This window comes from Amycolatopsis umgeniensis (assembly GCF_014205155.1).
GTDB lineage: Bacteria > Actinomycetota > Actinomycetes > Mycobacteriales > Pseudonocardiaceae > Amycolatopsis > Amycolatopsis umgeniensis.
Window position 1 is genome coordinate 55,723 of sequence record NZ_JACHMX010000001.1, and the last position, 25,957, is coordinate 81,679.

Here is a 25,957-nt window from a genome sequence, read left to right on the forward strand (position 1 = left end):
TCATCTTGCGACCTCGACGTTCTCGAGGACACCGAGCGCGTCGGGTACGAGCACGGCGGCCGAGTAGTAGGTGCTCACCAGATAGGTGGCGACAGCCTTCTCGGTGATGCCGTCGAAACGCACGTTCAGGCCCGGCTCGTATTCGTCGGGCAGGCCGGTCTGGTGCAGGCCGATCACGCCGTTGTCCTCCAGGCCCGTTCGCATGGCGAGGATCGAGGACGTGCCGGCCTCGGTGATCGGGATCTTGTCGCAGGGCAGGAGCGGCACCCCACGCCACGCGGCGACGACCTTGCCGTCGACCGTGGTGCCTTCCGGGTACAGGCTGCGGCGTGTGCATTCCCTGCCGAAAGCGGCGATCGCACGCGGATGGGCGAGGAAGAACTTCGTCTTGCGGCGACGGCTGACGAGTTCGTCCATGTCGTCGGGCGTCGGCGGACCCGACCGGGTCTGGAACCGCGATTTCAGGTCGGCGTTGTGCAGCAGCCCGAACTCGCGGTTGTTGATCAGGTCGTACTCCTGCCGCTCCCGCAGCGCCGACACGGTCAGCCGGAGCTGCTCGTCGAACTGGTCCATCGGCCCGTTGTAGAGGTCGGTCACCCGCGTGTGCACTCGCAGCGCCGTCTGCGCGACGGCCAGGTCGTACTCGCGCGGCGAGATCTCGTAGTCGACGAACGTGCCCGGCAGCGGCGGCTCGCCGTCGTGCCCCGAGGACATCCCGATCTCGGACTCACCCTTGGCGTTCTGCGGCTTTCCCTTGTGCGCCAGCATGTCCTGCACGTGCCGGCGCATCGCCTCCGATCGGCCGTTGAGGTCGGCGAAATCGTCGGCGCGCAGGGTCAGCACGGTCACCGGGGTGACGGCCTTGACGGTGAACGGCCAGTTCCGGTCGATGCCGGCGAGCATTTCGTCACCGAAGTGGTCACCGTCGGCCATGCCGCCGATGGCGGCCTCGGTGCCGTACTCCCCCGGTGCCACCTTGGCGACCTTGCCGTGCGCGACCAGCACGACCTCGTCGAGCGGGGAGCCGTGGCTGACGATGGTCTCGCCGGGCTGGTACTCGTGCTGCACGAACCTGTCGGCGAGCGCGGTGAGCGTGTCCTCGTCGTCGAAACCCCGCAACAGCGCCAATTCCGCGAGTTCCTGCGGGACGACCCTGACCTCGGTGCCGACGTTGGTGAAGCTCACCCGCCCGTCGCCGATGGCGTAGGTCAGGCGCCGGTTGACCCGGAAGGTGCCACCGGTCGCCTCGACCCAGGGCAGCATCTTCAGCAACCAGCGCGGCGTGATGCTCTGCATCTGCGGCCGCGTCTTGGTGGTCGTCGCCAGGTTTCGTGCGGCGGCCGGGCCGAGACTGAGCCGCCGGTCGGCCTCCGGCGTCGTGGCGGTCATCCTTCGCGGCCGAGTTCGGCGGCTTCGAGCACGGCCAACGCGTCCGGCACGAGCACGGCGGCGGAGTAGTACGTGCTGACGAGGTAGGAGATGATGGCCTGCTCGGAGATCCCCATGAAGCGGACGTTCAGGCCGGGCTCGTACTCGTCGGGCAGACCGATCTGACGCAGGCCGACCACACCCTGGTTCTTCTCGCCGGTGCGCATCAGCAGCACGGAACTGGTGCTGGTCTGGCTCACCGGGATCTTGTTGCACGGCAGGATCGGGACCCCGCGCCAGGACGGCACCTTGTGCCCGCCGAGATCGGTGCCTGTCGGGTAGATGCCGCGTTTGCTGCACTCGCGGCTGAACGCGGCGATCGTGCGCGGATGCGCGAGGAAGAAGCCGGGTTCCTTCCACACCAAGGCGAGCAGGTCGTCGAAGTCGTCCGGAGTGGGCGGACCGGTGCGCGTCGCGATGCGCTGGGTGAAGTCGGCGTTGTTGAGCAGGCCGAAGTCCGCGTTGTTGATCATTTCGTGCTCTTGCCGCTCGCGCAGCGCCTCGATGGTCAGCCGCAACTGCTGCTCGGTCTGATCCATCGGCTGGTTGTAGAGGTCGGAGACCCGGCTGTGGACCCGCAGCACGGTCTGGGCGACGCTCAGTTCGTATTCCCGCGGCGAGGTCTCGTAGTCGACGAAGGTGCCCGGCAGCAGCGGCTCACCGTCGTGACCGGAGGAGATGTCGATCTCGGCTTCACCGAAGTCGTTGGCGCGCCCGGTGTCCTGCGACGCCTGCTCGATCTGCGCTTGCAGCGACTCGGACTGCTCCAGCACGTGCTCGAAGGCCTGACGGGTCAGGGTCAGCACCGTGCAGGCGGTGGCGGCCTTCGCGGTGAACTCCCAGATGCCGTCGCCGTCGACGAGGGCCTGCGCGCCGAAGTAGTCGCCGTCCTTGACCACGCCCAGCGCGGTCTCGTCACCGTAATGACCGGGGCCGGTCTTGGTGATCTTGCCGTGCGCGATGAGATAGACCCGATCGGCCCGGTGCCCGAATTCGACGAGCACGTCACCCGCCGCCACTTCCTGCTGCTCGAAGCGGCGGGCGAGTTCGGCGAGTACCTCTTCGTCGTCGTACCCCTTGAGCGGCTTGAGTTCTCCCAGTTCCGCCGGGATCACACTCACCTCGGTGCCGGCCTTCGAGAACGTCACCCGTCCGTCACCGACCGCGTAATTGAGCCGTCGGTTGACCCGGTAGGCGCCGCCGTTGACCTGAACCCATTCGAGCATCTTCAGCAGCCACCGGGACGAAATTCCCTGCATCTGCGGAACGGATTTGGTCGTTGTCGCCAGATTGCGCGCGGCGGCCCGGCCCAAACTCAGCTGCGGATTTCCCGCCCCCTGGACACCTTCGGCGGAAGTGTCCGATTCGGTCACGGTCACAGCAAGGTCCACCCTTCGATAGTCGCGTGAACAAACAAGATCCACAATTCGCGGCGTGCCGGTTCTGCCCCGAAGTGCGGCCCCCGCAAGGATCAACATAGCAAGGTGATTTGCCCGCACAAGCGCACTTTCGGGTAGTGAGAAAAGGCCACCCGAATGCCGCTTTCCCCATTATGCGGGAACCCATCCGCCGTCATTACTCGGCGCTTTAATGCGCCCACACAATCGGTCCAGCGATTGTTCTGAAGTGTTAGACGACGCCACCGCAGGACTCCCGGGCGTACGTGCGATGCGGCCGTTGGAGGGGCGGCGCGAGTCCTTTCGGGTCACCCTCGCGCTCGTGTTCGACGCTGGCTTGACAGACAGCGACGAAACAGAGGGTCGCGCCCGGACACTCCGTCGTGTTGACATGTCAGCCAATGCTGTACTGTTCCGTCTGTGCTGACGTGTGAAACCCAGGGCGCCGCGCTCGCCCGGCTCGGTCGTGCCCTCGCCGACCCGAACCGGTGCAGAATCCTGGTCGCCCTGCTCGAAGGCGTGAGCTATCCCGGTCAGCTGGCGGGACAACTCGGCCTGAGCCGCTCCAATGTGTCCAACCATCTCGCTTGCCTGCGAGGCTGCGGGCTGGTCGTGGCCACTTACGAAGGCAGGCAGGTCCGCTACGCACTGGCGGACGCCCATCTCGCCCGTGCGTTGCGAGAACTGGTGCAGGTCGTGCTCGCCGTCGACACCGCGGAGCCCTGTGTGGACGACGCCGGTCTCGAAGTGCTCCGATGAGCGTCGAAAGCGGATCCTGCGCGGACGGTTGCTGCGCGACGGCATCCACAGTGGACGAGGATCGCCGGATCGTGCTGTCGCGGCGGGTCCGGCTCCTGGTCGCCGCGACGATCACCTACAACGTCATCGAAGCCGTCATCGCCATCTCCGCGGGCACCATCGCGTCCTCGACCGCTCTGATCGGCTTCGGCCTGGACTCGGTCATCGAGGTCGCGTCAGCCACCGCCGTCGCCTGGCAGTTCTCCGGTAAGGATCCGGAAGCGCGGGAACGCACCGCGCTCAAGGTCATCGCGGTGTCCTTCTTCGCGCTGGCCGCCTATGTCACCGTCGAATCCGTCCGCACGCTCTTCGGCGCCGGCCCCGCCGAGCACTCCACCGTCGGGATCGTGCTGGCGGCGGTCTCACTGCTCGTGATGCCCTTCCTGTCCCACGCTCAGCGTCGCGCCGGGCGCGAACTCGGCTCCGCGAGCGCCGTCGCCGACTCGAAGCAGACCTTGCTCTGCACCTACCTTTCCGGTGTGCTGCTCGTCGGGTTGCTGCTCAACAGCCTCTTCGGCTGGTACTGGGCCGATCCGCTGGTCGCACTCGTCATCGCCGCCGTCGCGATCAAGGAAGGCCGCGAAGCCTGGCGCGGTGAGCACTGCTGTTGAAAGGAGCGCCATGACCCCGCCCGCGCGCTGGAACCGGTACTGGGACGGCAAATCCCGCAACTACGACCGGGAGATGCAGTTCCTCGACCGGAAGCTCTTCGGCGATTCGCGGGCGTGGGCCTGCGGCAAGGCCACCGGCGAGATCCTCGAGGTCGCCGTCGGGACCGGCCTGAACCTGCCGCTCTACCCCGGCGACGTCATGCTCACCGGCATCGACCTCAGCGACGGCATGCTCGACATCGCCCGCGGCCGCGCCGAACGCCTCGGCCATCCGGTGACACTGCGGCGGGCCGACGCCCACGACCTGCCCTTCGACGCCGGTTCGTTCGACACCGTCGTCTGCACCCTCGGCCTCTGCGCCATCCCCGACGACGGCAAGGCGTTGCGGGAAATGACGCGCGTCCTCCGGCCCGGTGGCCTGCTCATCCTGCTCGACCACATCGCGAGTTCGTCGCGCCCCGTCCGCGGTCTGCAATGGCTCGTCGAAAGGTCACCGTGCCGATGGCGGGCGAGCACTTCCTGCGGCGCCCGCTCGACAAGATCGGCGACCTCGGCCTGACCGTGGAGCTCCGGGAACGGTTCAAACTCGGCCTGGTGGAACGGCTCGTCGCTCGCAAGTGAACCTGTCATCGGAATTTCATCGACGTCGCCGACCCTGGTGACGTGACCTACCCTCAGCAGCCGCCCATCTGGCAGCAGTACCCCGTCGCGCCGCCGAAGAAGGCCCCGAAGACAGGGCTGATCTTCGGAGTCGCGGCCGCCGCGTTCGTCGCCGCCGTCGGAGGGATCGCGGTGACCGTGGCGATCACCACCGGCGGCACCGCTCCCGAAGTCGACCCCGACCCGTTCTCCGCACAGGCCGGAGACTGCATCTCCGCCGACGAGGACGCCGGGACCAACGGCGAATTCAGCGGCAGCGCCGTCCGGGTTCACTGCTCGGACGGTTCCGCCAACTACCAGGTGATCGCGCAACTGGAGTCCGGTGTCGGCGCGGACTGCAAGGACGTGCCCGGCTACGAGTACGGCAACCCGGTCGTCTACGACTTCAAGTCGGGAATGTCCCGGGAACTCTGCGTCATGCCGAAGAAGTGACGCTCAGGACAGCGAACCCAGAACGGCCTGGGACTCGAGAAGACCGTCCTCGCTGGGCGCTTGTCCGGCGCCGAACACCCGTTGGTGTTGCTTCGCGCGGATGTCACGGTGGGCGTCCGCCGGCTTGTCGTAGCCGTAGCGCCGTCGTGCCTCCGCCGGAGTCAGGACCTCATCGGACAGCGGTGGGACGCCGAGGACGTACGGAGCGATGACCGGTACCGCGGACGGCGCCAGCAGGCGGGCGACCGCCAGTTTCAGTCGCGGGGTGCGATCGACGACGCCGTAGCCGAGCCGCAGAACCGGCCGGACGAGCAGATCGACGATCCGCGGCTGGGTGAACCCGCTGAGCTTCCGCATCCAGCGCGGCATGGTCGCGATCGTCCCGGCCCGCAGGAACCAGTTCACGAGCCAGAGTGCCGGAGCCAGCACCTGCGGCGCCGGCGGCAGGACCACCTTCGCCGTCAAGAGATGGTCCATCATCTTCCGGGCCGCCTCGCTGACGGCGAGCCGGGGACGCATCCGCTCGAAGTACTCCCGGACGCCGTCGCGGGTGCGGGGGACGTCCGCGGGATCGCAGGTCTGGAACTCGGCGGCGACGGCGCACTCCTCCCAGTACTGATCTTCTTCGGCCGGGGTGAGCTTGCCCCCGCCGTACAACTCGTAGGCCTTGAGCACCGAATGCCAGCCGGTGAGCAGGATCCACAGCTGGGAGTGCGGATCGTTCGCGTCGTAGTGGTTGCCGCTGACGGGTTCGACGCCGATCGCCTTGGCGTGCACCTTCACCAGCACGTCCGCGGCCTGGGAGACCTTCCGGCTGTCGGCGAACGCGATCATGGCGAAGTAGCGGACCGTGCGGTCGTACCGGGTGCGCGGCCGCGCGTAGTTCGCACCGGTCTTGTCGACGGCGGCGATCAGCGCCGGGTCGAGCTCCTCCACCACGACGGAGCGCTGCAGCCCGGTGACGGCGGCCGTGACATGCCCCCACACCTTCCAGGTGACTGACCCAGGTCCGAAGAACCCGTGGTCCAGCATCGGTTCCACCGGTGTCGTCGTCACGTCAGCCTCCTGTGCCCGCAATTAATACTGATGCGTAGCAATATCCTACGCTAGAGTAGCTTTGTCCAGAGGAGGCCTGTTGACCAGCACGACACCGCGGAAACGCCGCGCCTACGCCGCGCGAGTGCCCGCCGAGCAACGCCGCACGCAAGTGCTCGACGCGGCACTGCACCTGGTGGTCGCCCGAGGTCACAACGCCACGACCATGGACGCGGTCGCCGAACAGGCCGGCGTCACGAAACCCGTGGTGTACGGCCAGTTCCGCAGCCGGAACGAGCTACTCGCCGCACTACTGCGCCGCGAGCAGGAAGCCGCGCTTCAGCAGTTACTCGAAGTACTGCCGGGCGACCCGGGCAAGCTCCTCACCGAAGACGCGCCCGAGTTCATCGCGCGGACGCTCGCCGACTTCCTCAGCGCCGTCCAAGAGACACCGGACCGGTGGTACTGCGTCGTCATGCCGATGGCGGACATGCCCGCCGAGTTCCACGCCGCCCGCGAGGCCGCGCGCACCATCGCTCTCGACCGCGCGGAGTCGCTGACGCGGTGGCTCCTCGAGGCCGTCGACGCCCCGGCGGAACTCGATCCGGAGATCGTCGCGCATACCGTCACCGCACTCTTCGAGATGGCCGCGAGGCTCGTGCTCACCGATCCTGGACGCTACCGGCCGGAGCGGTTCGTCTCCGCGATCCGGGCCGCGGTCGGCCTCATCCGGCCGAGGTGACCTTGAACAGGTGGCGTGGGCATGCCGAGGTGCCCGTCGCCGGTGGGGTGGCGGGCTCCTCGGGGTCAGGCGGTGGCGCGGTGGAGGGTGTTGCGCCGGGCTCTTCGTAACGGGTCCAGATACTGGGGCGGGATGAACTCCGGCAACCCATCGGCCGCCATCCGGACCTGCCAGTCCCCGTGATGGATCAGCCGGTGGTGGAACCCGCACAGCAACACCAGGTTGCGGAGGTCGGTGGGTCCGCCGTCTGCCCAGTGATCAATGTGGTGGGCGTGGCAGTTCCGTGGCCTGCGGTGGCAGCCGGGGAAGGCGCAGCCTCGGTCGCGGATGTTGAGGGCTCGGCGCTGGGCTGGGGTGACGAACCGTTTCAAGCGCCCCACGTCCAGCGGCTCCCCGGCCGCGTTGAGCACGATGGGGAGCATGAGGCAGTCGCAGGCGGCCATTCTGGCTTCGCGGGCGGTCATGGTGCCGACGAAGTCCACGCAGGCGGTGCCGAGCCCGGTCTTGAGTTCCTCCAGCCCGATGGTCACATGGATGAGAGTCCGATAGCCGTTGGTCCCGGGCTGATCCGGGCAGGCGACCGCCAAGTCCAAGAGCTCGGCCCACGCATCGCCCTGGCGCTCGGACTTGGTGCGCAGGTCGGCTTGGCCGAACTCATCGACCGGCCGCGGGGCCGTATAAGCCTCCAGAGCCGCGGCGGTCCGGGCACCCAGTTCGTCGTCGAGGAGGCCGTTCAGTGTCCAGAACCCGTCCTTGCGGCGTTCCAGGGTGACTTCGCGGCTGGGTTGTTTGGGTTCGGGGTCTTTGGGTTCGTTGCCGTCGGGGTCGAGCCAGGCGAGCAGGTTGTCCCCGAGCTTCGAGACCTGCCGGGGCCCGGCGCCGCGGGCCAGATCGGCGAGGGTCTTCTCCGCACACTCCCGATCCTCCACCGAGGCGCCTGATGGGATCCGGGCCAGGATCTCCAGGATCTGCTTGATCCGTTCACTCCCGATCGCGCCCTCGGCGGCAGCCACACCGGTCGCGGGAGCGACTGCGGGAACTTCGGTGCCGTCCAGGGCTCGGGTCGGGTTCAGCGCGATCGCTTGAGTCACGATCGGGCTGGCCTCACCCCGCGACAATCCGGCCACATCAGCGAACCACGCAGCCGTGGAACCGTAGCCGTAGAGGTCTTTCGCGCCCCGGGACTCGACCTCCGCCAGATACCGCCCCAACCCGGCGGAGGCGATCCGCATCATCTGCAGGAACTGCAGCACGCCATGGGCAAGCTCCAGCTTGCCGGCGCGCCACAGCTCCTGCGGCAGTTCGGGGAGAAAGGTCTCGGACACCCCACAACAATACCGCAAAACTGTCGAACAGGTGTTCGTAATTTTAAGCAACAACACAACTGACGCAATTCCCACTGAAGGGTGATGTGTCGAAGTCGGCCGATTACCTAAACCGGTTTATTGAGAGGCGAAGGACACCTTCGTCTTCGAGCCACAGGGTTCTAGGCACCTACGGCGCGCAGTCCGTCACGACGATGGCGTGAAGACCCCGCCCGGGGCCTTCACATACTTCAAGCAACCAGAGTGCCGGACCACGAAGCCACCTCAGCCCGCCGACTGCCCCAAAGGACTACTGACCGCCCAAGCCGCCTCGATCATCCGAAAGATCTCGTCCACCGCGGCCTCCGGATCGGCCGCCTCACGCCCCAGCGAATACGCGTCGAGCACGAATCTCGCGATCGTCCGACTGGCCGTCGCGGACTGCGAAAGATCAGGGTCGGCGGCAATGGCCGCCGCCAGCGACTCCGCGTGCCGCAACCTCATCGACTCTTCGTACTCCCGCAGCGCGGGCGATTCGTCGATCATGCGCCAGAGGGAGGCCGCGCCGTCCGCCGAGCAGTGCCGCACCATCGCGTGGATCTCCCGGCGCAAGGCGGGGATGAGCGGCTCGCGCGGAGCCCGTTCGGTGACCGCCCGCGTGAGGCCCTGCTCGAAGTTCGCGTCCTGCCCGAACACCAAAGCCTCTTTCGAGGCGAAGTGGGAGAAGAGCGTGGTGACGGCCACGTCGGCCTCCGCGGCCACCTCGCGGATGCCCACCTCGTCGTATCCGCGTTCCAGGAAGAGCCGCAGGGCCGTATCGGCGATCTTCTGTCGGGTAGCGGCCTTCTTGCGCTCACGACGTCCTGGAACCTCGGTCATGGGGCAACGCTAGCAGATACAAAACACCATCAGTTCCAAAACACTAACCGTTAGTGCTACGGTCGATCTCATGAAGAAAGTGATCTTCACCGAGTTCGGTGGTCCGGAAGTCCTGCAGCTCGTCGATGCCGAGGACCCGCACGCGGGTCGCGGCGAAGTACGCATCGCGGTGCGGGCGGCGGGCGTGAACCCCGTCGACTGGAGGGTCCGCGAAGGCCAGGTTCTGGGCGCCCATCCGACCGAATTGCCCTCCGGAGTCGGGTTGGACGCCTCCGGTGTGGTGGACGAGGTCGGCGAGGGCGTCACGGATGTCGAGGTCGGCGACCGGGTGTTCGGCGAGGGCTCGAGCACGTATGCCGAGTTCGCCGTGCTGTCCGCCTGGGCCGAGATGCCCGAGGGCCTGACCTTCGAAGAGGCCGCCGGGTACCCCTCGGTGGTGGAGACCGCGCTGCGTCTCATCCGGGAGGTCGAGGTTCGAGCCGGCGAGACGCTGCTGGTCAGCGGCGCGTCCGGCGGGGTCGGGTCGGCGGTGCTGCAGATCGCCCGTGAACGCGGCATCGCGGTGATCGGCACGGCCGGGGCCGCGAACCAGGACTATCTACGCGGCCTGGGCGCCGTCGCCACGACGTACGGCGAGGGCTGGGTCGAGCGGGTGCGAGAGCTCGGCAAGGTCGACGCCGCTCTCGATCTGGCGGGATCGGGCGTTATCCCCGAACTCGTCGCGCTGACCGGGGACCCTCAGAAGGTGGTCTCCATCGCCGACCTCGGCGCACCGGAGTTCGGCGTCCGGTTCTCCGGCGTGGCCGGGAGCGTGCCGGACGCGCTCGCCGAGGCCGCGGAGCTCATTTCCCTGGGCAAGCTCCACATCCCGGTCGAGAAGTCGTACACGCTTCACGACGCCGCGGCCGCGCATGTCGACAGCCATGCCGGTCACACGCGCGGGCGGCGGGTCATCGTCATCTGAGCCGGTTCAGGCGGGCAGGATCACGACGCCGTCGTCGTCCGAATAGAGCGTGTCGCCGGGAGTGAAGGTCACTCCCCCGAAACCGACAGGGACGTCGACGGCGCCGACACCCGCCTTCGAACTCTTGCGCGGGTTGGTGCCGAGCGCCTTCACGCCGAGCGGGAGTCCGGCGAGTTCGGCGCTGTCGCGGACCGCGCCGTTGACGACCACGCCCGCCCAGCCGTTGTCCACGGCGGATTTCGCGATCATGTCGCCGGTGAGCGCGCTGTGCAGGGAACCGCCGCCGTCGACGACCAGGACGCTGCCCTCGCCGGGGGTGTTCAGCAGCTTCTTGACCAGGCCGTTGTCCTCGTGACAGGAGACTGTCCGGATCGGGCCGGAGAACTTCCGGTGCCCGCCGAACTGGCGGAACTGGGTGTCGCAGACGCGCAGCCTCTCGCCGTGTTCGTCGACGAGGTCGGCGGTGGTGAAGGAATCGATCACGCCGACAGAGTGTAGGTGCCGATCAGCCGGTTTCGCGCCTGCACGATGAGATCCGCCACACGCCGGGCTTCCGGGATCGCCCGCAGTTCCAGTACCGGCGTCGCCCAAGCGCCGCGAAGTTCGTTCTCCTGGGTTCGCGAGCGGTTCCACCGGCCTCCGAAGGTGATCGTGCCGAGGCCCGCCTCGTCGGCCTTCACCCGGTGCGGCACTTGGAGATACGCCAGCCAGACCCAACGAAACTCCGCGCCGGTGGGCCAGTTCGCGACGAAGATGATCCGTTGAGTGGTGACCAGGTAGGACAGTGCGCGGTCCCGTGCCCGCCGGGCGAGAATGCGCTGCTGGAAAAGAAAGAAAAGGCCAACGAAAACGCCACCGAACGGGGGCCACCACGCGATCGATCCCTGGCTGACGAGGATGACGATCAGCACGGCGACAGCGATCATCTGCGTGTGCTCGGGAAGCCATTTTCGTGGACGGTGTGGCGATCCGGTCCACAACACTTCTTCGCCCTCTTGCAACGGATACGGCTGCATCGAACCCTCCCCAGGTCGTCACCGGGAGTACGTCCGGCACGTCCGTCACGTTGCCTCGGACGGGAACAACGTGCCCAGCACGTGGGTGAGGATCGCGCCGGGGTCGGCCGCCGGGGCGACCGTCTGACGCAGGGCGAGCCCGATCCCCAGTGCGCCCAGCATGACGACGGCCTGGTCCAGCGGCATCGCGGGTTCGAGGCACAGGCGGCGGGAGTGCTCCGTCAGCAGGGCGACCACCTCGTCGTCGTGACGCCGCTGGATGGCGGCGACCTGAGTGGCGGTCTCCGGCTGCTGCGCCGTCGCGGCGAGCACCTCCGCGGCCGCCGCACTCCATTTCGCCGCGTCCTTGTCCGCCACGTCCACGGGGTTCAGCGCCGCGAGCACCTCGTCGCGAGTGGTGGCACTGGCGAGAGCTTCCCGCAGTCCCTGGAGATGGCCGACGGCGTCGGCCTCGATGATCGCCAGCCACAGGCCTTCCTTGCCGCCGAAATGCTTGTAGACGGCGCCGCGGGTGTAGCCGGCATCAGCCGCGATCTCCTCGACCGTCGCCGCGAGGAAACCGCGTCGCAGAAAGACCTCGCGCCCCGCGCCCAGCAGGTGTTCATGAGTGCGTCGCTGCTGCTCGGCCCGCGTCAGCCTGGTCATCGCCCACCAATTCAGTAACAGTACGTTTCTAGAAACACGATGTTACTGTATCGTCCGGTGCATGGAGTTCCTGGCACCTGTGGCCGCGTTTCTCAGCCTTCCGCTCTTCTTGGCGGGGTTCGCGTGGTACGCCGTGCGTGCCCGCCGATGCGGTGTGAGCCAGTCCTTGCTGGCGCCGATCGAGGAGATCTGGGATCCGATAGCGCACAAGACCAACATCGAGATCCAGATCGAGGCGGAACGCAGTCCGGAGACGCCCTCCCCCGGTGATCCGCCGGAGTTGCTGTGGCGTCGGTAGCCACTCGGACAGCAGTCGTCACGGGCGCCAACAGCGGGCTCGGGTACGAGACTTAGCGCAGGGGGTTCGCGGCCCGGGTGGTGACGGTCAGCTCCAAGGCCTACCGGTAGTCCAAACTCGCCAACGTCCTCTTCGGACTCGAGCTGGACCGCCTGCTCCGCGCAGACAGGGAGGAACTCACCGGTGGCCGGTACGAATTCAGTATCCGACGGTGAAATGCCGGTCCCGCCCCGGATTCTCGAGTTCGTCCACGATGGCGATGGCGAAATCCTCCGTCGAGATCCGGGACGAGCCGTCAGCCGCGGTGAGAATCGTGGTTGATCCCCGCCGGTAGGCCCCGGTCCGGATGCCGGGTTCGAGCATCGCGGGCGGGCTGAGGTACACCCAATCCCCCGCGTGCGCCTCGCAGGCCTGTAGCTGTGTCGTGCTCGCCGAGGCGATGGTCCGCCACTCCGGCGGCACGAACGCCGGGTCGTCGATGACGAGTCCGCCGGACGGCGAGCGCAGCGGTCCGGCACCGCCGACGACCAGGACACGTGTGCCCGCCGCGGCGTCGAGCAGGGCCGTGATGGTGGCGGCGACGGTGTCTTCCGCGCCGGGCGCGGGTCTTGTCGCACCGACGATGGCGTCGGCTCCGGCGAGAACGGCGCTCATGTGGTCGACGTCGGTGGCGTCGCCTCGCACGACGTCGACGTCCGGGTGCGGGAGTTCCGACGGGGTGCCACGGAAGACAGCGGTGACGTGGTGGCCGCGGGTGACGGCCTCGGTGACGACACGGGAGCCGGTCATGCCCGACGCTCCGACAACGGCGATCTTCACAGGACGACGCCTTCCTTCTTGGTCTTCGGGGTGATCTGGCCCGCGACGATCGAGGCCAGGGCGAGCGCGAAACCGACGAGCTGGATCAGGCCGAGCGACTGACCGAGCAGCGCCGCGCCGAGGACGGCGGCGACCATCGGCGAAAGGAGGCCGAGGACGGCGACCGAGGTGACCGGCAGGGACGTGATGCCCCGGAACCACAGGACGTACGCGAGGAGACCGCCGATCAGGCCGAGCCAGAGGTAACCGAGCCCCGCGTTCAGGTCGATCGCGGGCGGCGCGCCTTCGAACAGGAAGGTCACCGGCACCAGGAACAACCCGCCCGCGGTGAGCTGCCATGAGGCGAACGCCGTCGGCCCGACGTCCGCCGGACGTCCCCACCGCTTGGTGAGGGTGACGCCGAGCGCCATGGTCGCGGCGCCGCCGAGTCCGGCGAGGACACCGATGATGTCGAAGCCCGCCGCCGGTCCGATGACGACCAATCCGACACCCACGATCCCGACGATGCCCCAGGCGAACCGCCACGCGGACGGGCTCTGCCGCAGTACGGCCACGGCGAGGATCGCGACGAGGAGCGGCTGCGCGGCGCCGAGTGTGGCCGCGACACCGCCGGGCAGCCGTTCCGCGGCGACGAAGAGCAGCGGGAAGAACAGCCCGATGTTGAGAACGCCGAGCGCGGCGGCCTTCAGCCACCAGGTGCCGCGCGGGAGGGTGCGGGTGATGGCCAGTGCGATCAGGCCCGCGGGCAGGGCGCGCATGAGCCCGGCGAACAACGGGTGTCCCGGCGGGAGGAGTTCGGTCGTGACCACGTAGGTCGTGCCCCAGACCATGGGCGCGAAGGCGGTCAGCGCGGTGCCGGCGAGCCCGGCGGCGAGAGGTGTGGTCGTCAGCGTTTTCACGCTTCTCAGCTTCGACGATGACGATCAATGAGTCCAACACATGTTTGTCACCGGATCAATCTTGATTCAAGATAGATCCATGGAGCTCCAGCAGATGCGGTACGTCGTGGCGGTGGCGGAGACGAACAGCTTCACGCGAGCCGCGGAACGATGCCTCGTCGTGCAGTCGGCGTTGAGTCACCAGATCGCACGGCTGGAACGGGAACTCGGCGCGAGGCTGTTCGAGCGCACGAGCCGCCGGGTACGGCTCACGGCCGCCGGCGAGGCGTTCCTGCCCGCCGCCCGCCAATGTCTCGAAGCCGCCGAGCGGGCGGGCTCGGAGGTGGCCGCGGCCGTCGGCGAGATCCGCGGGCGGCTCACCGTCGGCATCATCCCGACGGTCGCGGCGGTCGACGTCCCGGCGGCGCTGCAGACGTTCCACCGGCGGTACCCGCACGTCCGGATCGGGCTGCGCGTCGGCGCGAGCGGACATCTGGTGCAGCAGATCAAGGACGGCGCGATCGAGGTCGCGTTCCTCGGCCTGCCGGTGTCGGACCGGCCATCGGGTGTGGGTACCTGCGAACTGGGGCGGGACGACCTGGTCGCCGTGGTGGCACCCGGTCATCCGCTCGCCGTCGAGTCCGAAGTGGACTTGAAGCGGCTTTCGGCCGAAGTGTTCGCCGACTTCCCCTCGGGATCGGCCGGACGGGCCCAGACGGATCAGGCCTTCGCCGCCGCGGGGGTGACCCGGGAAGTCGCCTTCGAGGTGTCAGCCGCGGATTTCATGGCCCGGCTCATCCACCAGGGACTGGGAGTGGCGTTGCTGCCGTCGAAGTACGTGCCGAACCTGACCGGGGTGGTCACCGTGCCGGTGACGGACGCTCCCGCGCGGATCGAGCATCTCGTCTGGAACAGCTTCACGGTCACTCCGGCGGCGAAGGCTTTCCTGGAGGTGCTGGGCGTCGCTCCGTGAAGGCCTCCTTCCCTACGCTGAAGGTAGGGAAGGAGGCCTTCACGGACGGTCAGCCTTCCTTGATGACCTCGAACAGGCTGGTCCACGAGCTGCGCCCGTGTCCCGCGGCGATCGCCCGGTCGTAGTGCGACTTGACCGCCTCCGGCAGGAGCACGTCGATCCCGGCGTCCCGGCTCGCCTGCACGATGTGGTCGGCGCTCGCGCCCATCATGATCACGTCGGCCTCGTCGCCGGGGTGATCGCCCTTCTCGATCTGCTCGGCCGACGCTTCCAGGTAGAAGTCCATCATCGCGAAGTTGTCCTTGGCGTACGGGACGAACTTCCGCAGTGGCACCCCGGCCGAACGCACCAGCGCGCTCGCGTGCATGAACGCCGAAAGCGAGTTCAGGAAGATGTCCAGCTGCGCCTGATAGAACAGCTGCGCCAGCCGGACGTCCTCACCGAGGAAGTCCGCCCGCCCGATCAGTGCCAAGGTCTCGCGGTACTTCTCGAACACCTCCGCCGGACCGCTGTAGAAGACGTAGGCCCCTTCCTTGCCCACCAACGGCGCCGGGACCATCACGCCGCCCGCGATGAACTGCCCCCCGTGAGCCTTGACCCAGTCGGCGGCTTCGCGGGTCTTCTCCGGGGTGTCCGAGCTGAGGTTGACGATCACCTTGCCCGCCAACGTTTCCTCGGCCTTGCCGAGGATGTCGTACATCGCGGTGTAGTCGGTGAGGCTCAGCAGCACCAGTTCCGACGCGGACACCGCGTCGGCCACCGTCTCGGCGCGCACCGCACCCGCGGCGACGACACCGTCCGCGCGGGCGGCGGTGCGGTTCCAGACCGTCACGCCGTGGCCGTTCTCCAGCAGTACCCGGACCATGGCCTGGCCCATCGGGCCGAGCCCGATCATGGTGATCATTGTTCTTTCCTCACTTCTTCAGTAGTTCGATGACGCCGACCAGGTCCTCGGCGCCGTATCCGGCCGCGACCCGTTTGTCCATGAGCGGCCCCAGGGGCATGAGCAGTTCGGCACTGACGCCCTGCTCCTCCGCGGCCTTCGCCAGGTTCGGGAAGGCCGCGGCCTGCATCTCGATGTTCGACACGACACCGGTCACGTAATCGCCGTCGTCGATCTTCTCGGCGGCGCGCTCCAGGAAGTCGTTCATCGCGTCCATCCAGCCGCGAAGCAGCGGAGCGAACTCCCTCGCCTTGACCCCGGCCGAGCCGACGAGAGTGAAGGCCTGGATGACGCCGATGAAGTTCCCGTACATTCCGCTGAGCAGCGCGAGGTCGTGCAACGGCGCCAGTCCGGGGTCGACGCCGAGATAGTTGACGCCGCCGAAGGTGTCGAGCGCGCTGCGCGCCTGGCCCAAGACCGTGCCCGAGCCGCTGTAGAAGATGAACGCCTGCGGTGAGCCGATCATCGGCGGAACCGCCATGATCCCGCCGTCCAAGTACTCCGCACCTTGTTCTTCGGCCCACGCGTTCATCTCGCGTGCCTGGCCGGGGGTACCGTTGGTCAGGTTGATCAACTGCCGTCCCTCGAGCCCGGCCGCGACCGGGTCCAGGACCTCGTGCACCGAGTCGTAGTCGAGCAGGCAGGTGATCACGATCTTGTTGGCAGCGAGAGCCTCGGACACGGTCGACGCGACCGTGGCTCCCTTCGCCGCCACGCCCTCGGCGCGGCTCGCGGTCCGGTTCCAAGCGGTGACCGGATGTCCCGCGGTCAGTAGTGCCTCTACGAGCGCGGTTCCCATCGCGCCCAGCCCCAGTACCGTCACCGGGGTCTTGCCGTGTTCGGTCATGGGACCACCGTGACGCCGTCCGCGCACGGATCGCTGCGGGTTCGCGCACGAGGTTGTCGGTGGTCCGCGCTAACGTCGGTTTCGTGCGTTTCGGAGTGTTGGGACCCCTCGCCGTGTGGACGACCGCGGGCGAGCCCGTCGTCGTGCCCGAGGCGAAGGTCCGCCTCCTGCTCGCCGGGCTGCTGAGCCGGGAGGGCAGGGCGGCGTCGGTGTCGTCGCTGGCCGACGATCTGTGGGGCGAGCATCCGCCGGGCAATCCGGGCAACACCCTGCAGACCAAGGTCTCCCAGCTGCGCCGCACCCTCGATCGCGCCGAGCCGGGCGCCCGGGAACTCGTGACGCATCAACCCGCCGGATATGTCCTCGCCGTCGAGGCCGGTGGCCTGGACGTCCACTGTTTCCGCACGCTCACCGCCCGAGCCCGCGACACCGCCGATCCACGCGCTCGTGCCGCGCTGCTGGGGGACGCGCTGGCGTTGTGGCGCGGGCCCGCGTATGCCGGTTTCGAGGACGAGACCTTCGCCGTGGCCGCGGCACAGCGTCTGGAGGAAGAGCGGCTGCTCGCCGAGGAGGAGCGAGCCGAAGCCCGGCTGGCGCTCGGCGAACACGGCGTCCTCACCGGGGAGCTGGCCGGTCTGGTCTCGCGGCATCCGCTCCGCGAGCGGCTCCGCGGCCTGCTGATGCGCGCGCTGTACGCCGCGGGGCGGCATAGCGAAGCGCTCGAAACGTACGCCGAACTGCGCACCCGCCTGCGCGACGAGTCCGGGCTCGAACCGGGGCCGGACCTGGCGGCCGTGCACCAGGCGGTCCTCGTCCGGAGTCCCGATCTCGAACCCGTCCGTGCCGCCGCGCCGGTACGCGGGAACCTGCCGGAGGCGCTGACCGACCTGGTCGGCCGGACGACGGCGGTCAAGGAGGTCGGAGCGCTCGTCACCGACACACGGCTGGTCACCCTCACCGGTCCCGGCGGGGTGGGCAAGACCAGGCTCGCCATCGAGGCCGCGTCGAAGCTGGCGATGGCCGACGGCACCTGGCTGGTCGAACTGGCGGGCCTGGACAACGTCGCGTGCCCGACGTGTCCGCCGGAAGATCTGGTCGCCGTCGTCCTGACAGCCGTGCTGGACCTCCACGAGGAGGCCACTTCCGCGAAGACGCTGACGCGGTCACTGGCCGATGCCTTGCGCGACAAAGAGATCCTGGTCGTCCTCGACAACTGCGAGCAGGTCGTCGAGCCGGTCGCGGCGCTGGTGGAGCGGCTGCTTTCGGCGGCACCTCGCCTGCGCGTGCTCGCGACCAGTCAGGAGCCGCTCGGCCTGCCCGGGGAGACGGTCTGGGCCGTCCCGCCGCTCGAGCTGCCCGAGCAGGCCGATTTCGCCACCGTGCGGGAGTCGAGCGCCGTCCGGCTGTTCACCGCCCGGGCCGCGGCCGCCGCCCCCGGATTCGCGCTCGACGCACAGAACGCGGGCGTGGTCGCCCGGATCTGCCGCACGCTCGACGGGATCCCGCTGGCCCTCGAACTCGCCGCCACCCGGGTCCGGACGCTCGGTGTGCACGAACTCCTCGCCCGTCTCGACGACAGGTTCGGCCTGCTGTCCTCGGGCAGGCGGGGCGGGCCGCGCCGTCAGCAGACCCTCCGCGCGATGATCGACTGGAGCTGGAGCCTGCTGAGCGAGCCCGAGCAGATCGTGCTCCGCAGGCTCGCCGTCCATGCCGAAGGGTGTGGTCTGGACGCGGCCGAGTCGGTCTGCGCGGGCGGCGAGATCGCGGCCGCCGACGTCCTGGACCTGCTGTCCCGGCTCGTCGACCGGTCCTTGGTGGTCAGCAGGCCGGGCAGGTCGGGCGAGCCCCGGTTCCGGCTGCTGGAGTCGGTCTCGGCGTACGCCTTGGACCACGCCGGTCGAGCGGGCGAACTCGACGAGCTGTCCTTGCGGCACGCGCGTTTCCACGTCGAACTGGCCGAGCGCGGTGACGCGGGGTTGCGCAGCAGGGAGCAGCGTCGCTGGCTCGACAGGCTCGACGCCGAGGGTGCCAACACCCGCCGCGCGCTGGAAACCCTGTTGAGGCAAGGCGAACACCGGCTCGCGTTGCGGCTGGTGAACGCGACGGCGTGGTTCTGGTTCCTCCGCGGCAGGCTGACTGAGGCTCGGCGCTCACTGGACCTGGTGCTCGACGCCGAGATCGGCACCAGCGACGACCATGCGAAGGCGCTCGGCTGGCGCACCGGTATCGCCGTGCTCGACGGCACCTGCACCGAGGGGGTGGCGGAGGAGACCGTGTGGGCCATCGTCGATCCCGTGGCGCGGGCGCGGGCGCTGTGGTTCCTCGGCTACGCCTGGTCCACGGTCGGCGACCTCTGCCGGGCGGAGAAGCTCACTCTCGGCGCGCTCGAAACCGCCCGTGACGTCGGCGACGACTGGAGTGCCGCGGCCGCGCTGAGCGACAGGGCGAGCCACTTGATCTCCGGGGGCGACCTCACCGGCGGCGGCCGGACAGCCGCCCAGAGCGCCGGGATCTTCGACGAGCTGGGCGAGCGCTGGGGCTGGCTGCAGGCGTCGTTCGTGCTCGGCATGCTGGCCTCGATCGCCGGGGATTACGACCACGCCGCCCGCGTCCACCGGGAAAGCCTTCGCCGCGCGGAGGAGCTGGAGCTGTGGCCGGAGGTCGCCTACAAACTGTCGTGGGTCGGGCGGATGGCGTTGCTCACCGGCGACTTCGAGACCGCGAGGGAGTTCCATGAGCGGGCGAAGGCGCTGGCCATCGAGCACAGCTTCACGCCCGGCGAGGTCTACGCCGAGACAGGGCTCGCTCTCGGCGCGCGACGGCAGGGGCTGTTCGACGAGGCCGAGCGGCGGCTGCTGTCCATTCTGGACTGGCATCGCCGGGTGGAATCCGAAGCGGGCAGCACGTTGGCCCTCGCCGAACTGGGTTTCATCGCGGAGCAGCGCGGAGACGCGGTGAAGGCGAAGCGGCTCCAATCGGACGGTCTCACGATCGCTCGCCATGGCGGGGATCCCCGCGCGATCGCCCTCGGTCTCGAGGGCCTTGCCGGTGCGGAAGCCGCCGCCGGCTCATATCGCCCGGCCGCACGGTTGCTGGGCGCCGCGGCGGCCTCCCGGGAATCGGCGGGCGCTCCCCTGCCGAAGGCCGAGCGCGGCGACGTCGACCGGATCACCGGGGTCATCGTCGCGGCTCTCGGAGAAACCGCATTCTCGGAGGAGAGCACGGCCGGCGCGGCGACCTCGATCGATCAACTGGTGACGGACAGTCAGTAGTCGGGCACCCACGTCACCACAATGGACCAAGCCTTTACTTCACGTCGGCAACAAAGGGTGATTTCTTTCTGTCGCCGAGCCGCCCTGACCGGTAGCGTGCGTATCCATGCGGGTGAGGTGGGGGGCTCCCGGCGGGCCCAGGGTGACGATGCCGTGGCGAGCGGCTCCGCGGGCGGCATTGACCAGCCCTTTGACTTTGATCATCGCCGCGGTGACCGCGTTACTGGCCTGTTTCCTCGGCACCGCGGCCATCCTGCAGGCCTCGGCCGCGGGCGGCGCGGCCGTCGCGTACCAGTCCGGCATCGCGTGTCCGGACTACTACGGACCGGTCTTCAGCAAGGACAACGTCCCTGCCGCGGCTGCTCCGCAGATCATCGACTCGGTCCGCCGTCAGGCTCCGGCGCACGGTTTCGCCGCGCCGGTCACCTCCCGCTACACGACCGTTCTCGTCGGCACCGAGTTCAACGGGGATTCCAACTACAAGGTCACCCTCGCCCACCGGGACCAGGCGGTCCCGGGTCACCTCGACGTGACGAACGGGTCGGTGGGCGCCGGGCTCCTGCTCGGGACCGTCGTGGCCAAGGCGGAAGGGATCAAAGCCGGGACCACACCGAGCTTCCGGGGAACCCCTCTCCCCCCGGTCACCGGGCTGTACCGCGACCTCGCCGACCCGGCGCCGCGCTGGTGGTGCTCGCAGCAGCGGAACGCCGTGGTCAGCAGGCTCGCCAACGATCCGCTCGACTCGGTCATGTTCGCCACCGACGGGAAGACCTTCGACGACGCCGTCCACGCACTGGGCATTCCGGCGATCAAGACACTGCACCTGTCGTTCTACGAGGCCCCGCCCAAGACCGTGAGCGAGGCAGAGGACCTGCTGGAACGCTCGAAGGCGCTCATCGCCGACGTCAAGGCGGATCTCGGCGCCCGCGGTCTCGGTGACGCGATCACCGGGTCTCTGCCGTTCGAGCGTTCGGTCGAGATCAGCAACCAGGCCGAATCGAACGTCCTGATCTCGATCCTTCCGCTCGCGGCCATCAGCATCCTGGTCGGCTGCGCCGGTATCGGCACCGTCGCGTTGCAGTGGTACCAGCGTCGGCAGCCTCAGCTGCGACTGCTCGCCGCCCGCGGCAGCGCGCCAGGGGCACTGGGGCTGCTCGCCGTCGCCGAACTCGGGCTGCCCATCGTCGCCGGTGGCGTCGCGGGCGCGGTGCTGGCGAGATTGCTGCTCGGGGTCTACGGACCACCGGGTGATCTGGGCGACGGCGCGCTGCTGAGCGGGTCGCTGGTCGCGGCCGCCATCCTGCTGGTTTCGCTCGCGCTGCTGGCCGGGGTGATCGCCGTCCGCACGCATCGGGAGTTCGAACTCGGCAGGATCAAGTCGGGACGCCGCAAGGGAGTGAAGCTGCTGGCGATCTTCCCGTGGGAACTGCTCACCGCCGGCGTCGCCCTGCTCGGCTGGACCCGGCTCGTCGACTACGGCAAGGGATCCCGGCTCGGCAACCCGCTCCCCCAGGTCGACCCGCTCGCGCTCACCTATCCGGTGTTCGTCGTGCTCACCGTCGGCCTGCTCGCCGCGCGGCTGGCCTGGCTCGCGTTGCTCGCTTCGCATCGCGCGCGGCTGTGGTCCCGGCCGGCACTGCAACTGGCGATCCGACGGCTCGCCAGCGCTCGCGCGCCGGTCACCGGTGTCCTCGTGATCGGCACCCTGGCCATCGGCACCCTGGCGACCGGGATCGGTATCGCGCGCGGACAGGAGGAGGCGCTGCACACCAAGTCGGCGATCTTCGTCGGCGCCGAGACCCGGGTGGACACCGAAAGCGTCATCGGTACCGGCAAGATCCCGCTGCCCGCCGAGATCAGCGGCACCACCACGATCGTCGGCGAGCTGACCGGCAGCGGCAATGTCGTGCTGGTCGTGGATCCGCAGACCTTCCGGCGTGCCGCCACGCTCGGCCCGCTCGACAGTGACGAGGTCGGCCGGTTGCTGGGCGGCCTTTCGAGCCCCGGCGCCGGTATCCCCGCGATCCGGGTCGGGAACGACGCCGCCCAGAAAACCCAGCTGGCCGCCGGTCTCCCGGATGCCAGGACGATCGGCGAACTGCCGATGTTCCCGATCGTCGGCACCAAGGCCGGGTACGTGATCTCGCGGGAATCGCTCAGCACCGCGCAACTGGCCGCCGTGCCCAAGTGGAGCCTGCTGTCCGGCTCGTCGATGACACAGGTCACCGAGGCGCTGATCTCGGTGGGGGTGGCCACCGCGGTCAACCGCGTCACCCGTGAGTCCGCCCTCGACGCGCTTCCGTTCTACGTCGTGTCCTGGACGTTCTCGTTCATGGCGCTGCTCGGGGCCGTGCTCGGGGTGGTCGCGGTGCTGTCGCTGCTGGTCGCCGTCGAGGTCCGCCGACGTCAGAACGCGCTGGCCGGGGCGCTCGTCCTGCGGATGGGGATGCGACCGCGCGCCCTGCTGGCGAGCCATCTGATGGAATTGGGCGCGCTCAGCGGGCTCGCGGTGGTCATCGGCGTCGCCTGCGGTGTTTCGGTCGCGGGTCTTTCGGTGCCGCGCTTCGACCCTGCGACGTTCCTCGCCCCTCGGTCGGCGTTGCCCAATCCGACCCCGCTCGCCCTGACCGTACTGGCCGTCGGTGTGCTCGTCGTGGCGCTGGCAGGCTGGATCGCGATGCGCTCGGTGCGCACCGCCCGGACCGCGGAGCTGATCCGTGCCTGAGAAACCGATCTTCCGGCTGCGCGGGATCGGCGTCGACTACCAGACGCCCGCGGGCACCGTCACCGGTGTCGACGACGTCACCATCGACATCCCCGCTCGCGGGATCACCGTGCTGGCCGGGCCGTCCGGTTCCGGCAAATCCACCCTGCTGCGGACGCTCGGCCTGTTCGAGCAGCCCGCGCGGGGCACGATCTCCTTCCAGGGAACCGAAACCGGCACACTGCGGCACCGCGACCGCCGGACGCTGCGGCGGAACCACCTCGGCCTGGTGTTCCAGAACCCGACCGACAACCTGCTCGCGTATCTGAGCGTCGCGGACAACCTCCGCGCGGCGGCGGAGTCGGCCGGGACGGAATGCCTGCCGGACGACATCCTCGAGCAGCTGGGGCTGGGCGGCACCGGCGCCTGGCAGATCTCCGCGCTGTCAGGCGGCCAGCAGCAGCGTCTCGCTTTCGGCTGCACCCTCGCGCGCCGCTCGACAGTCGTCCTCGCCGACGAGCCGACGTCCCAGTTGGACGAAGGGTCGGCCGACCTGGTGCTCGACACGCTGAGGTATCTGGCGGACCAGGATTTCGCGGTCATCGTCGCCTCGCACGACGACCGGCTCATCGAACTCGGCAGCCGCGTCGCGCGGATGCACAAGGGCAGCCTGGAAAACGTCGAAGAACGGGAGGTCGTGCCGTGATGGCGGAACCCGCCCTCGAGGCCGTCGGGTTGCGCCGCCGGTTCCCCCATCCCAGCGGGGACGTCGAAGTCCTGCGCGGGCTCGAACTGCGGGTGGCCGCGGGCGAACTGGTCACCGTTTCCGGCCGGTCCGGTTCCGGCAAGAGCGCGCTACTGGCCCTGCTGTGCGGCTTCGACTCGCCCGATTCCGGCAGTGTCCTGCTGGACGGCGTCCCGATAGCGGGCGCGCCGGCGTGGCACACGTGCGCGGTCCTGCCACAGGCTCTCGGCCTGGCGAACGAACTGACGATCGCGGAGAACGTGGCGCTGCCGTTGCGGCTGCGGTCCGACGTCCCCAAACCCAGCGCGAAGGACATCCACGCGCGGGTTTCGGAACTGCTGGAGGAGCTCGGGATCGGCGAACTCGGCGACCGCTATCCGCTCGAGGTCTCTTTCGGACAGCAGCAACGGGTCGCGCTCGCCAGGGCGGTCAGCGGGCGGCCTCGGGTCCTGCTCACCGACGAGCCGACAGCGCACCTCGATGCCGGGAGCACACCGCGGGTGCTGCGGCTGTTGCGACGCTGCGCGGAAGAAGGCGCCGCGGTCATCGTGGCGACGCACGACGACGACGTGCACCGGATCGCGGACCGGCGGGTACGGCTGCTGGACGGCGTTCTCTCGTGAGTAGGTAAGTCTGCCTTAGGTACCTACTTGGATCCGGCCCAAGTCCGTGAAGGCCTCCTTGAGGGACCCTGGGTCCCTCAAGGAGGCCTTCACGGACTTACGGATCGCCCCACGCCCACTCGCGAGGCGCGCTACGGAGCGACCGGACCCGCCTTGCCGTACAGATCGTTCCCGGCCCAGTTCACGATGTCCTGCGAAGGCCGCGACGGCGGGACCGGCACGAAGTTCGCGGCGTCGTCGACGCTTCCGGTGCCGTCGTACTTCGCCTGCAGCGGGTACGGGAACACCGGTCGGGTGCGGAAGACCTTGCCGTCGGCGTCACGGCCGGTGGCGATGGTCTTGTCCGGCGCGGTACCGCGTTCGACCCAGGAGACCAGTTCCTTCAGCGGGTCGTACTCGGTCAGCTTGTCGCCGGTGGCGCAGTGATACAGCCCGGGGACCATGAACAGCCGGGCCCAGTCCCGCGTCGCGGCGGGGCCGCCGTTGGCGCGGGTGAGGCGCTGGTAGTAGTCGACGGTGCCCGCGGCCGGGATCGCCTGATCCGCCCAGCCGTGCCAGAGCACGAGTTTGCCGCCGGAGCGCCGGAATTCCCGCAGATCCGTCGACATCGCGTTGGAGCGGATGCCTTCCGGCGTCAGCTTGTCGAATTCACGCGACGTGAAGGCGAACTTCTCGACCGACGAATGCGGTGTCCCGATCGGGTACGCCATGTACTTCAGATAGTTGTCGGCGAGTGCCTGCGCGAACGGGACGCCACCGAACTCGGGTGCCGCGATCGTCCAGCCGTACCAGGACAGTTCGGAGCCGACGGTCTGGCCGCCCGGGTACAGCTTGCGGCCGCGTTCGTCGGTGGGCGGCGCGTAGATCTTCTTGGTGGCCTCGACCTGTGCGGGCGTGAGGCAGCCGGCGTTGTCGGTGCCGGGCGGGCAGGCGATCGTGGCCGGGTCGAACCGGCAGGTGCGCGGGTCGTCGATCGCGCCGTCGCCGAGTCCGTCGGATTTGTCGCAAGAGGACAGTGCGGCGGCGTGTAGTGCCGGGAGTTTGTCCCCGGTCAGGATGGGTTTGCCGTCGGCGCCGGTGTTCACCTTGGCGAGCCAGGTCTGGTAAACGCCGATCAGCGGGCCCCAGTAGCCGGCCGGCGCGCCGGCGACGATGCCGTCGAAGTCGTGCGGGTAGCGCTGTGCCAGCAGGAGCGCCTCGCGGCCGCCGTCGGAACAACCGCTGAAGTAGGACTTCTTCGGCGGAGCGCCGTAGAACGCCGAGATGAGGCGCTTGGACGCCTTCGAGACGACGTGCGGCGCCCGGAAGGCGAAGTCGTCTCGGGCGGCCTGGTCGTTCTCGGCCCACTTGCCGTCGTCGAAGACGAGCGGGGTCTTGCCGACGTGGCCGTCGTCGGTGGCCGCGACCGCGACGTCACCGCCGTGCGGCAGCCCGCAGTCGGTGAACGGCGGAGGGGTGACGGCGCCGCAGAACCCGCCACAGCCGAACTGCAGATAGCGGCCCGCGTAGGTCTTGGTCGGCAGCCGGAGCTGGAACTGGACCGCCGGTTCCACGTAGCCGCGGACGTCGCAGTTCTCCGGTTCGGTCGCCGTCGCGGGCACCACGGTGGCGGTCTTGACGTGCGTCACCGCACCGGGAACGTCATAGGTCCGCACCAGATCGGCGCAGGTGCGCACCGGGCGGAAGGTCGTTTCGCCGGCGGTGGCCGCCGGCGCCGTGAGTATCGAGCCTGCCGTGATGAGCGCTGCCACGCCGAGCATGGACAACCGCCGCATTTCCCCACCCCAGTTTCCCCGGATCGGCTTCCAGTCGTGTTCGTTCACCCTGGCGCGGCCCCCGGAGGTTGTCCACCGTGTTTCGGGAGCGCTCGCAAGGGCATCCGGGTTGTCCAGTTCGGGTCAGGTTTGTCCGGGTGCCTTGACATCGATGTCACAACCGAGTTCT

24 protein-coding genes and 1 pseudogene are annotated in these 25,957 nt (G+C 68.9%); 12 read left to right on the forward strand and 13 right to left on the reverse strand.

Features of this window, described 5'->3' with window-relative positions; genetic code table 11:
- On the reverse strand, positions 1-1,389 hold the full coding sequence (locus tag HDA45_RS00285; protein ID WP_184891286.1) for a family 2B encapsulin nanocompartment shell protein: 1,389 nt from the start codon (positions 1,387-1,389) through the stop codon (positions 1-3).
- A complete protein-coding gene (locus tag HDA45_RS00290) occupies positions 1,386-2,807 on the reverse strand; it encodes a family 2B encapsulin nanocompartment shell protein (protein ID WP_184891287.1) in 1,422 nt (473 codons plus the stop codon). Before HDA45_RS00290 ends, HDA45_RS00285 begins: the two co-directional genes overlap by 4 nt.
- A 438-nt stretch (positions 2,808-3,245) precedes the next feature.
- On the opposite strand from HDA45_RS00290, the gene cmtR reads away from it, so the two are divergent.
- From cmtR to HDA45_RS00310, 4 genes and pseudogenes are all read left to right on the forward strand, one after another.
- Complete coding sequence (cmtR, locus tag HDA45_RS00295; protein WP_184891288.1) at positions 3,246-3,584, forward strand: Cd(II)/Pb(II)-sensing metalloregulatory transcriptional regulator CmtR; 339 nt, start codon at positions 3,246-3,248, stop codon at positions 3,582-3,584.
- Complete coding sequence (locus tag HDA45_RS00300) at positions 3,581-4,234, forward strand: cation efflux transmembrane domain-containing protein (RefSeq protein WP_184891289.1); 654 nt, start codon at positions 3,581-3,583, stop codon at positions 4,232-4,234. The genes cmtR and HDA45_RS00300 overlap by 4 nt, the downstream gene beginning before the upstream one ends.
- Positions 4,235-4,244: 10 nt before the next feature.
- Positions 4,245-4,855 (forward strand): annotated as a pseudogene (locus HDA45_RS00305) (class I SAM-dependent methyltransferase).
- Between the two features lie 42 nt (positions 4,856-4,897).
- Positions 4,898-5,326 carry an LppU/SCO3897 family protein gene (locus HDA45_RS00310; protein WP_184891290.1) on the forward strand — a complete coding sequence of 143 codons (429 nt, stop codon included), beginning with the start codon at positions 4,898-4,900 and terminating at the stop codon, positions 5,324-5,326.
- 3 nt (positions 5,327-5,329) lie between these two features.
- Here the strand turns inward: HDA45_RS00310 and HDA45_RS00315 are convergent, their stop codons facing one another.
- The gene (locus HDA45_RS00315; protein WP_343071952.1) at positions 5,330-6,382 is read right to left on the reverse strand and encodes an oxygenase MpaB family protein; all 1,053 of its coding nucleotides are present in this window, start codon (positions 6,380-6,382) and stop codon (positions 5,330-5,332) included.
- Between the two features lie 79 nt (positions 6,383-6,461).
- Between HDA45_RS00315 and HDA45_RS00320 the strand changes: the two genes are divergently transcribed.
- A complete protein-coding gene (locus HDA45_RS00320) occupies positions 6,462-7,103 on the forward strand; it encodes a TetR/AcrR family transcriptional regulator (RefSeq protein ID WP_184891291.1) in 642 nt (213 codons plus the stop codon).
- A gap of 65 nt (positions 7,104-7,168) precedes the next feature.
- Here HDA45_RS00320 and HDA45_RS00325 read toward each other — a convergent pair whose 3' ends face one another.
- On the reverse strand, positions 7,169-8,428 hold the full coding sequence (locus HDA45_RS00325; RefSeq protein WP_184891292.1) for a DUF222 domain-containing protein: 1,260 nt from the start codon (positions 8,426-8,428) through the stop codon (positions 7,169-7,171).
- A 264-nt stretch (positions 8,429-8,692) separates the two neighbouring features.
- Positions 8,693-9,286, reverse strand: a complete 594-nt coding sequence (locus HDA45_RS00330; protein ID WP_184891293.1) for a TetR/AcrR family transcriptional regulator — start codon at positions 9,284-9,286, stop codon at positions 8,693-8,695.
- A 70-nt stretch (positions 9,287-9,356) separates the two neighbouring features.
- Between HDA45_RS00330 and HDA45_RS00335 the strand changes: the two genes are divergently transcribed.
- Positions 9,357-10,250: an NADP-dependent oxidoreductase gene (locus HDA45_RS00335; RefSeq protein ID WP_184891294.1), complete on the forward strand. Its 894-nt coding sequence runs from the start codon at positions 9,357-9,359 to the stop codon at positions 10,248-10,250.
- A gap of 6 nt (positions 10,251-10,256) precedes the next feature.
- On the opposite strand, the gene rraA is transcribed toward HDA45_RS00335, so the two are convergent.
- Genes rraA through HDA45_RS00350 form a run of 3 tightly spaced genes read right to left on the reverse strand, consistent with a single transcriptional unit; the run spans position 10,257 to position 11,911 of the window.
- Positions 10,257-10,733, reverse strand: coding sequence for a ribonuclease E activity regulator RraA (rraA, locus tag HDA45_RS00340; RefSeq protein WP_184891295.1), 477 nt, complete (start codon positions 10,731-10,733; stop codon positions 10,257-10,259).
- Positions 10,730-11,266 (reverse strand): hypothetical protein, encoded by a 537-nt coding sequence (locus HDA45_RS00345; protein ID WP_184891296.1) that lies wholly within the window; start codon positions 11,264-11,266, stop codon positions 10,730-10,732. The genes rraA and HDA45_RS00345 overlap by 4 nt, the downstream gene beginning before the upstream one ends.
- Positions 11,267-11,311: 45 nt before the next feature.
- Entirely contained in the window at positions 11,312-11,911 is a 600-nt protein-coding gene (locus HDA45_RS00350) for a TetR/AcrR family transcriptional regulator (protein WP_184891297.1), read from the reverse strand.
- 61 nt (positions 11,912-11,972) lie between these two features.
- On the opposite strand from HDA45_RS00350, the gene HDA45_RS00355 reads away from it, so the two are divergent.
- Positions 11,973-12,209, forward strand: coding sequence for a hypothetical protein (locus HDA45_RS00355; RefSeq protein WP_184906577.1), 237 nt, complete (start codon positions 11,973-11,975; stop codon positions 12,207-12,209).
- Positions 12,210-12,407: 198 nt separating this feature from the next.
- Here HDA45_RS00355 and HDA45_RS00360 read toward each other — a convergent pair whose 3' ends face one another.
- Together HDA45_RS00360 and HDA45_RS00365 are read right to left on the reverse strand one after the other, a co-directional pair.
- On the reverse strand, positions 12,408-13,028 hold the full coding sequence (locus tag HDA45_RS00360; RefSeq protein ID WP_184891298.1) for an NAD(P)H-binding protein: 621 nt from the start codon (positions 13,026-13,028) through the stop codon (positions 12,408-12,410).
- Positions 13,025-13,927: an EamA family transporter gene (locus tag HDA45_RS00365; RefSeq protein WP_184891299.1), complete on the reverse strand. Its 903-nt coding sequence runs from the start codon at positions 13,925-13,927 to the stop codon at positions 13,025-13,027. The genes HDA45_RS00360 and HDA45_RS00365 overlap by 4 nt, the downstream gene beginning before the upstream one ends.
- Positions 13,928-14,006: 79 nt before the next feature.
- On the opposite strand from HDA45_RS00365, the gene HDA45_RS00370 reads away from it, so the two are divergent.
- A complete protein-coding gene (locus HDA45_RS00370; RefSeq protein WP_184891300.1) occupies positions 14,007-14,879 on the forward strand; it encodes a LysR family transcriptional regulator in 873 nt (290 codons plus the stop codon).
- Positions 14,880-14,928: 49 nt separating this feature from the next.
- Here the strand turns inward: HDA45_RS00370 and HDA45_RS00375 are convergent, their stop codons facing one another.
- Both HDA45_RS00375 and HDA45_RS00380 read right to left on the reverse strand, forming a co-directional pair.
- Positions 14,929-15,783: an NAD(P)-dependent oxidoreductase gene (locus HDA45_RS00375; protein WP_184891301.1), complete on the reverse strand. Its 855-nt coding sequence runs from the start codon at positions 15,781-15,783 to the stop codon at positions 14,929-14,931.
- Positions 15,784-15,793: 10 nt separating this feature from the next.
- On the reverse strand, positions 15,794-16,669 hold the full coding sequence (locus HDA45_RS00380) for an NAD(P)-dependent oxidoreductase (RefSeq protein WP_184891302.1): 876 nt from the start codon (positions 16,667-16,669) through the stop codon (positions 15,794-15,796).
- Between the two features lie 83 nt (positions 16,670-16,752).
- Here HDA45_RS00380 and HDA45_RS00385 point away from each other — a divergent pair, with 83 nt between their 5' ends.
- The 4 genes from HDA45_RS00385 (at position 16,753) to HDA45_RS00400 (ending at position 24,013) form a co-directional block, all read left to right on the forward strand.
- Positions 16,753-19,941: a BTAD domain-containing putative transcriptional regulator gene (locus HDA45_RS00385; protein WP_184891303.1), complete on the forward strand. Its 3,189-nt coding sequence runs from the start codon at positions 16,753-16,755 to the stop codon at positions 19,939-19,941.
- A 148-nt stretch (positions 19,942-20,089) separates the two neighbouring features.
- Positions 20,090-22,666, forward strand: a complete 2,577-nt coding sequence (locus HDA45_RS00390; protein WP_184905167.1) for an ABC transporter permease — start codon at positions 20,090-20,092, stop codon at positions 22,664-22,666.
- The gene (locus HDA45_RS00395) at positions 22,659-23,351 is read left to right on the forward strand and encodes an ATP-binding cassette domain-containing protein (protein ID WP_184891304.1); all 693 of its coding nucleotides are present in this window, start codon (positions 22,659-22,661) and stop codon (positions 23,349-23,351) included. Before HDA45_RS00390 ends, HDA45_RS00395 begins: the two co-directional genes overlap by 8 nt.
- Positions 23,351-24,013 carry an ABC transporter ATP-binding protein gene (locus HDA45_RS00400; RefSeq protein WP_184891305.1) on the forward strand — a complete coding sequence of 221 codons (663 nt, stop codon included), beginning with the start codon at positions 23,351-23,353 and terminating at the stop codon, positions 24,011-24,013. Before HDA45_RS00395 ends, HDA45_RS00400 begins: the two co-directional genes overlap by 1 nt.
- Positions 24,014-24,144: 131 nt before the next feature.
- Here the strand turns inward: HDA45_RS00400 and HDA45_RS00405 are convergent, their stop codons facing one another.
- Positions 24,145-25,773 (reverse strand): tannase/feruloyl esterase family alpha/beta hydrolase, encoded by a 1,629-nt coding sequence (locus HDA45_RS00405; RefSeq protein WP_184905169.1) that lies wholly within the window; start codon positions 25,771-25,773, stop codon positions 24,145-24,147.
- Between the last annotated feature and the right edge of the window lie 184 nt (positions 25,774-25,957).

Coding starts and splice junctions, on each gene's coding strand:
- HDA45_RS00285 (WP_184891286.1), bottom strand. CDS start 1,389: ATGACCGCCACGACGCCGGAGGCCGACCGGCGGCTCAGTCTCGGCCCG.
- HDA45_RS00300 (WP_184891289.1), top strand. CDS start 3,581: ATGAGCGTCGAAAGCGGATCCTGCGCGGACGGTTGCTGCGCGACGGCA.
- HDA45_RS00330 (WP_184891293.1), bottom strand. CDS start 9,286: ATGACCGAGGTTCCAGGACGTCGTGAGCGCAAGAAGGCCGCTACCCGA.
- HDA45_RS00335 (WP_184891294.1), top strand. CDS start 9,357: ATGAAGAAAGTGATCTTCACCGAGTTCGGTGGTCCGGAAGTCCTGCAG.
- HDA45_RS00345 (WP_184891296.1), bottom strand. CDS start 11,266: ATGCAGCCGTATCCGTTGCAAGAGGGCGAAGAAGTGTTGTGGACCGGA.
- HDA45_RS00350 (WP_184891297.1), bottom strand. CDS start 11,911: ATGACCAGGCTGACGCGGGCCGAGCAGCAGCGACGCACTCATGAACAC.
- HDA45_RS00355 (WP_184906577.1), top strand. CDS start 11,973: ATGGAGTTCCTGGCACCTGTGGCCGCGTTTCTCAGCCTTCCGCTCTTC.
- HDA45_RS00370 (WP_184891300.1), top strand. CDS start 14,007: ATGGAGCTCCAGCAGATGCGGTACGTCGTGGCGGTGGCGGAGACGAAC.
- HDA45_RS00375 (WP_184891301.1), bottom strand. CDS start 15,783: ATGATCACCATGATCGGGCTCGGCCCGATGGGCCAGGCCATGGTCCGG.
- HDA45_RS00380 (WP_184891302.1), bottom strand. CDS start 16,669: ATGACCGAACACGGCAAGACCCCGGTGACGGTACTGGGGCTGGGCGCG.
- HDA45_RS00390 (WP_184905167.1), top strand. CDS start 20,090: ATGCCGTGGCGAGCGGCTCCGCGGGCGGCATTGACCAGCCCTTTGACT.
- HDA45_RS00400 (WP_184891305.1), top strand. CDS start 23,351: ATGGCGGAACCCGCCCTCGAGGCCGTCGGGTTGCGCCGCCGGTTCCCC.
- HDA45_RS00405 (WP_184905169.1), bottom strand. CDS start 25,773: ATGCTCGGCGTGGCAGCGCTCATCACGGCAGGCTCGATACTCACGGCG.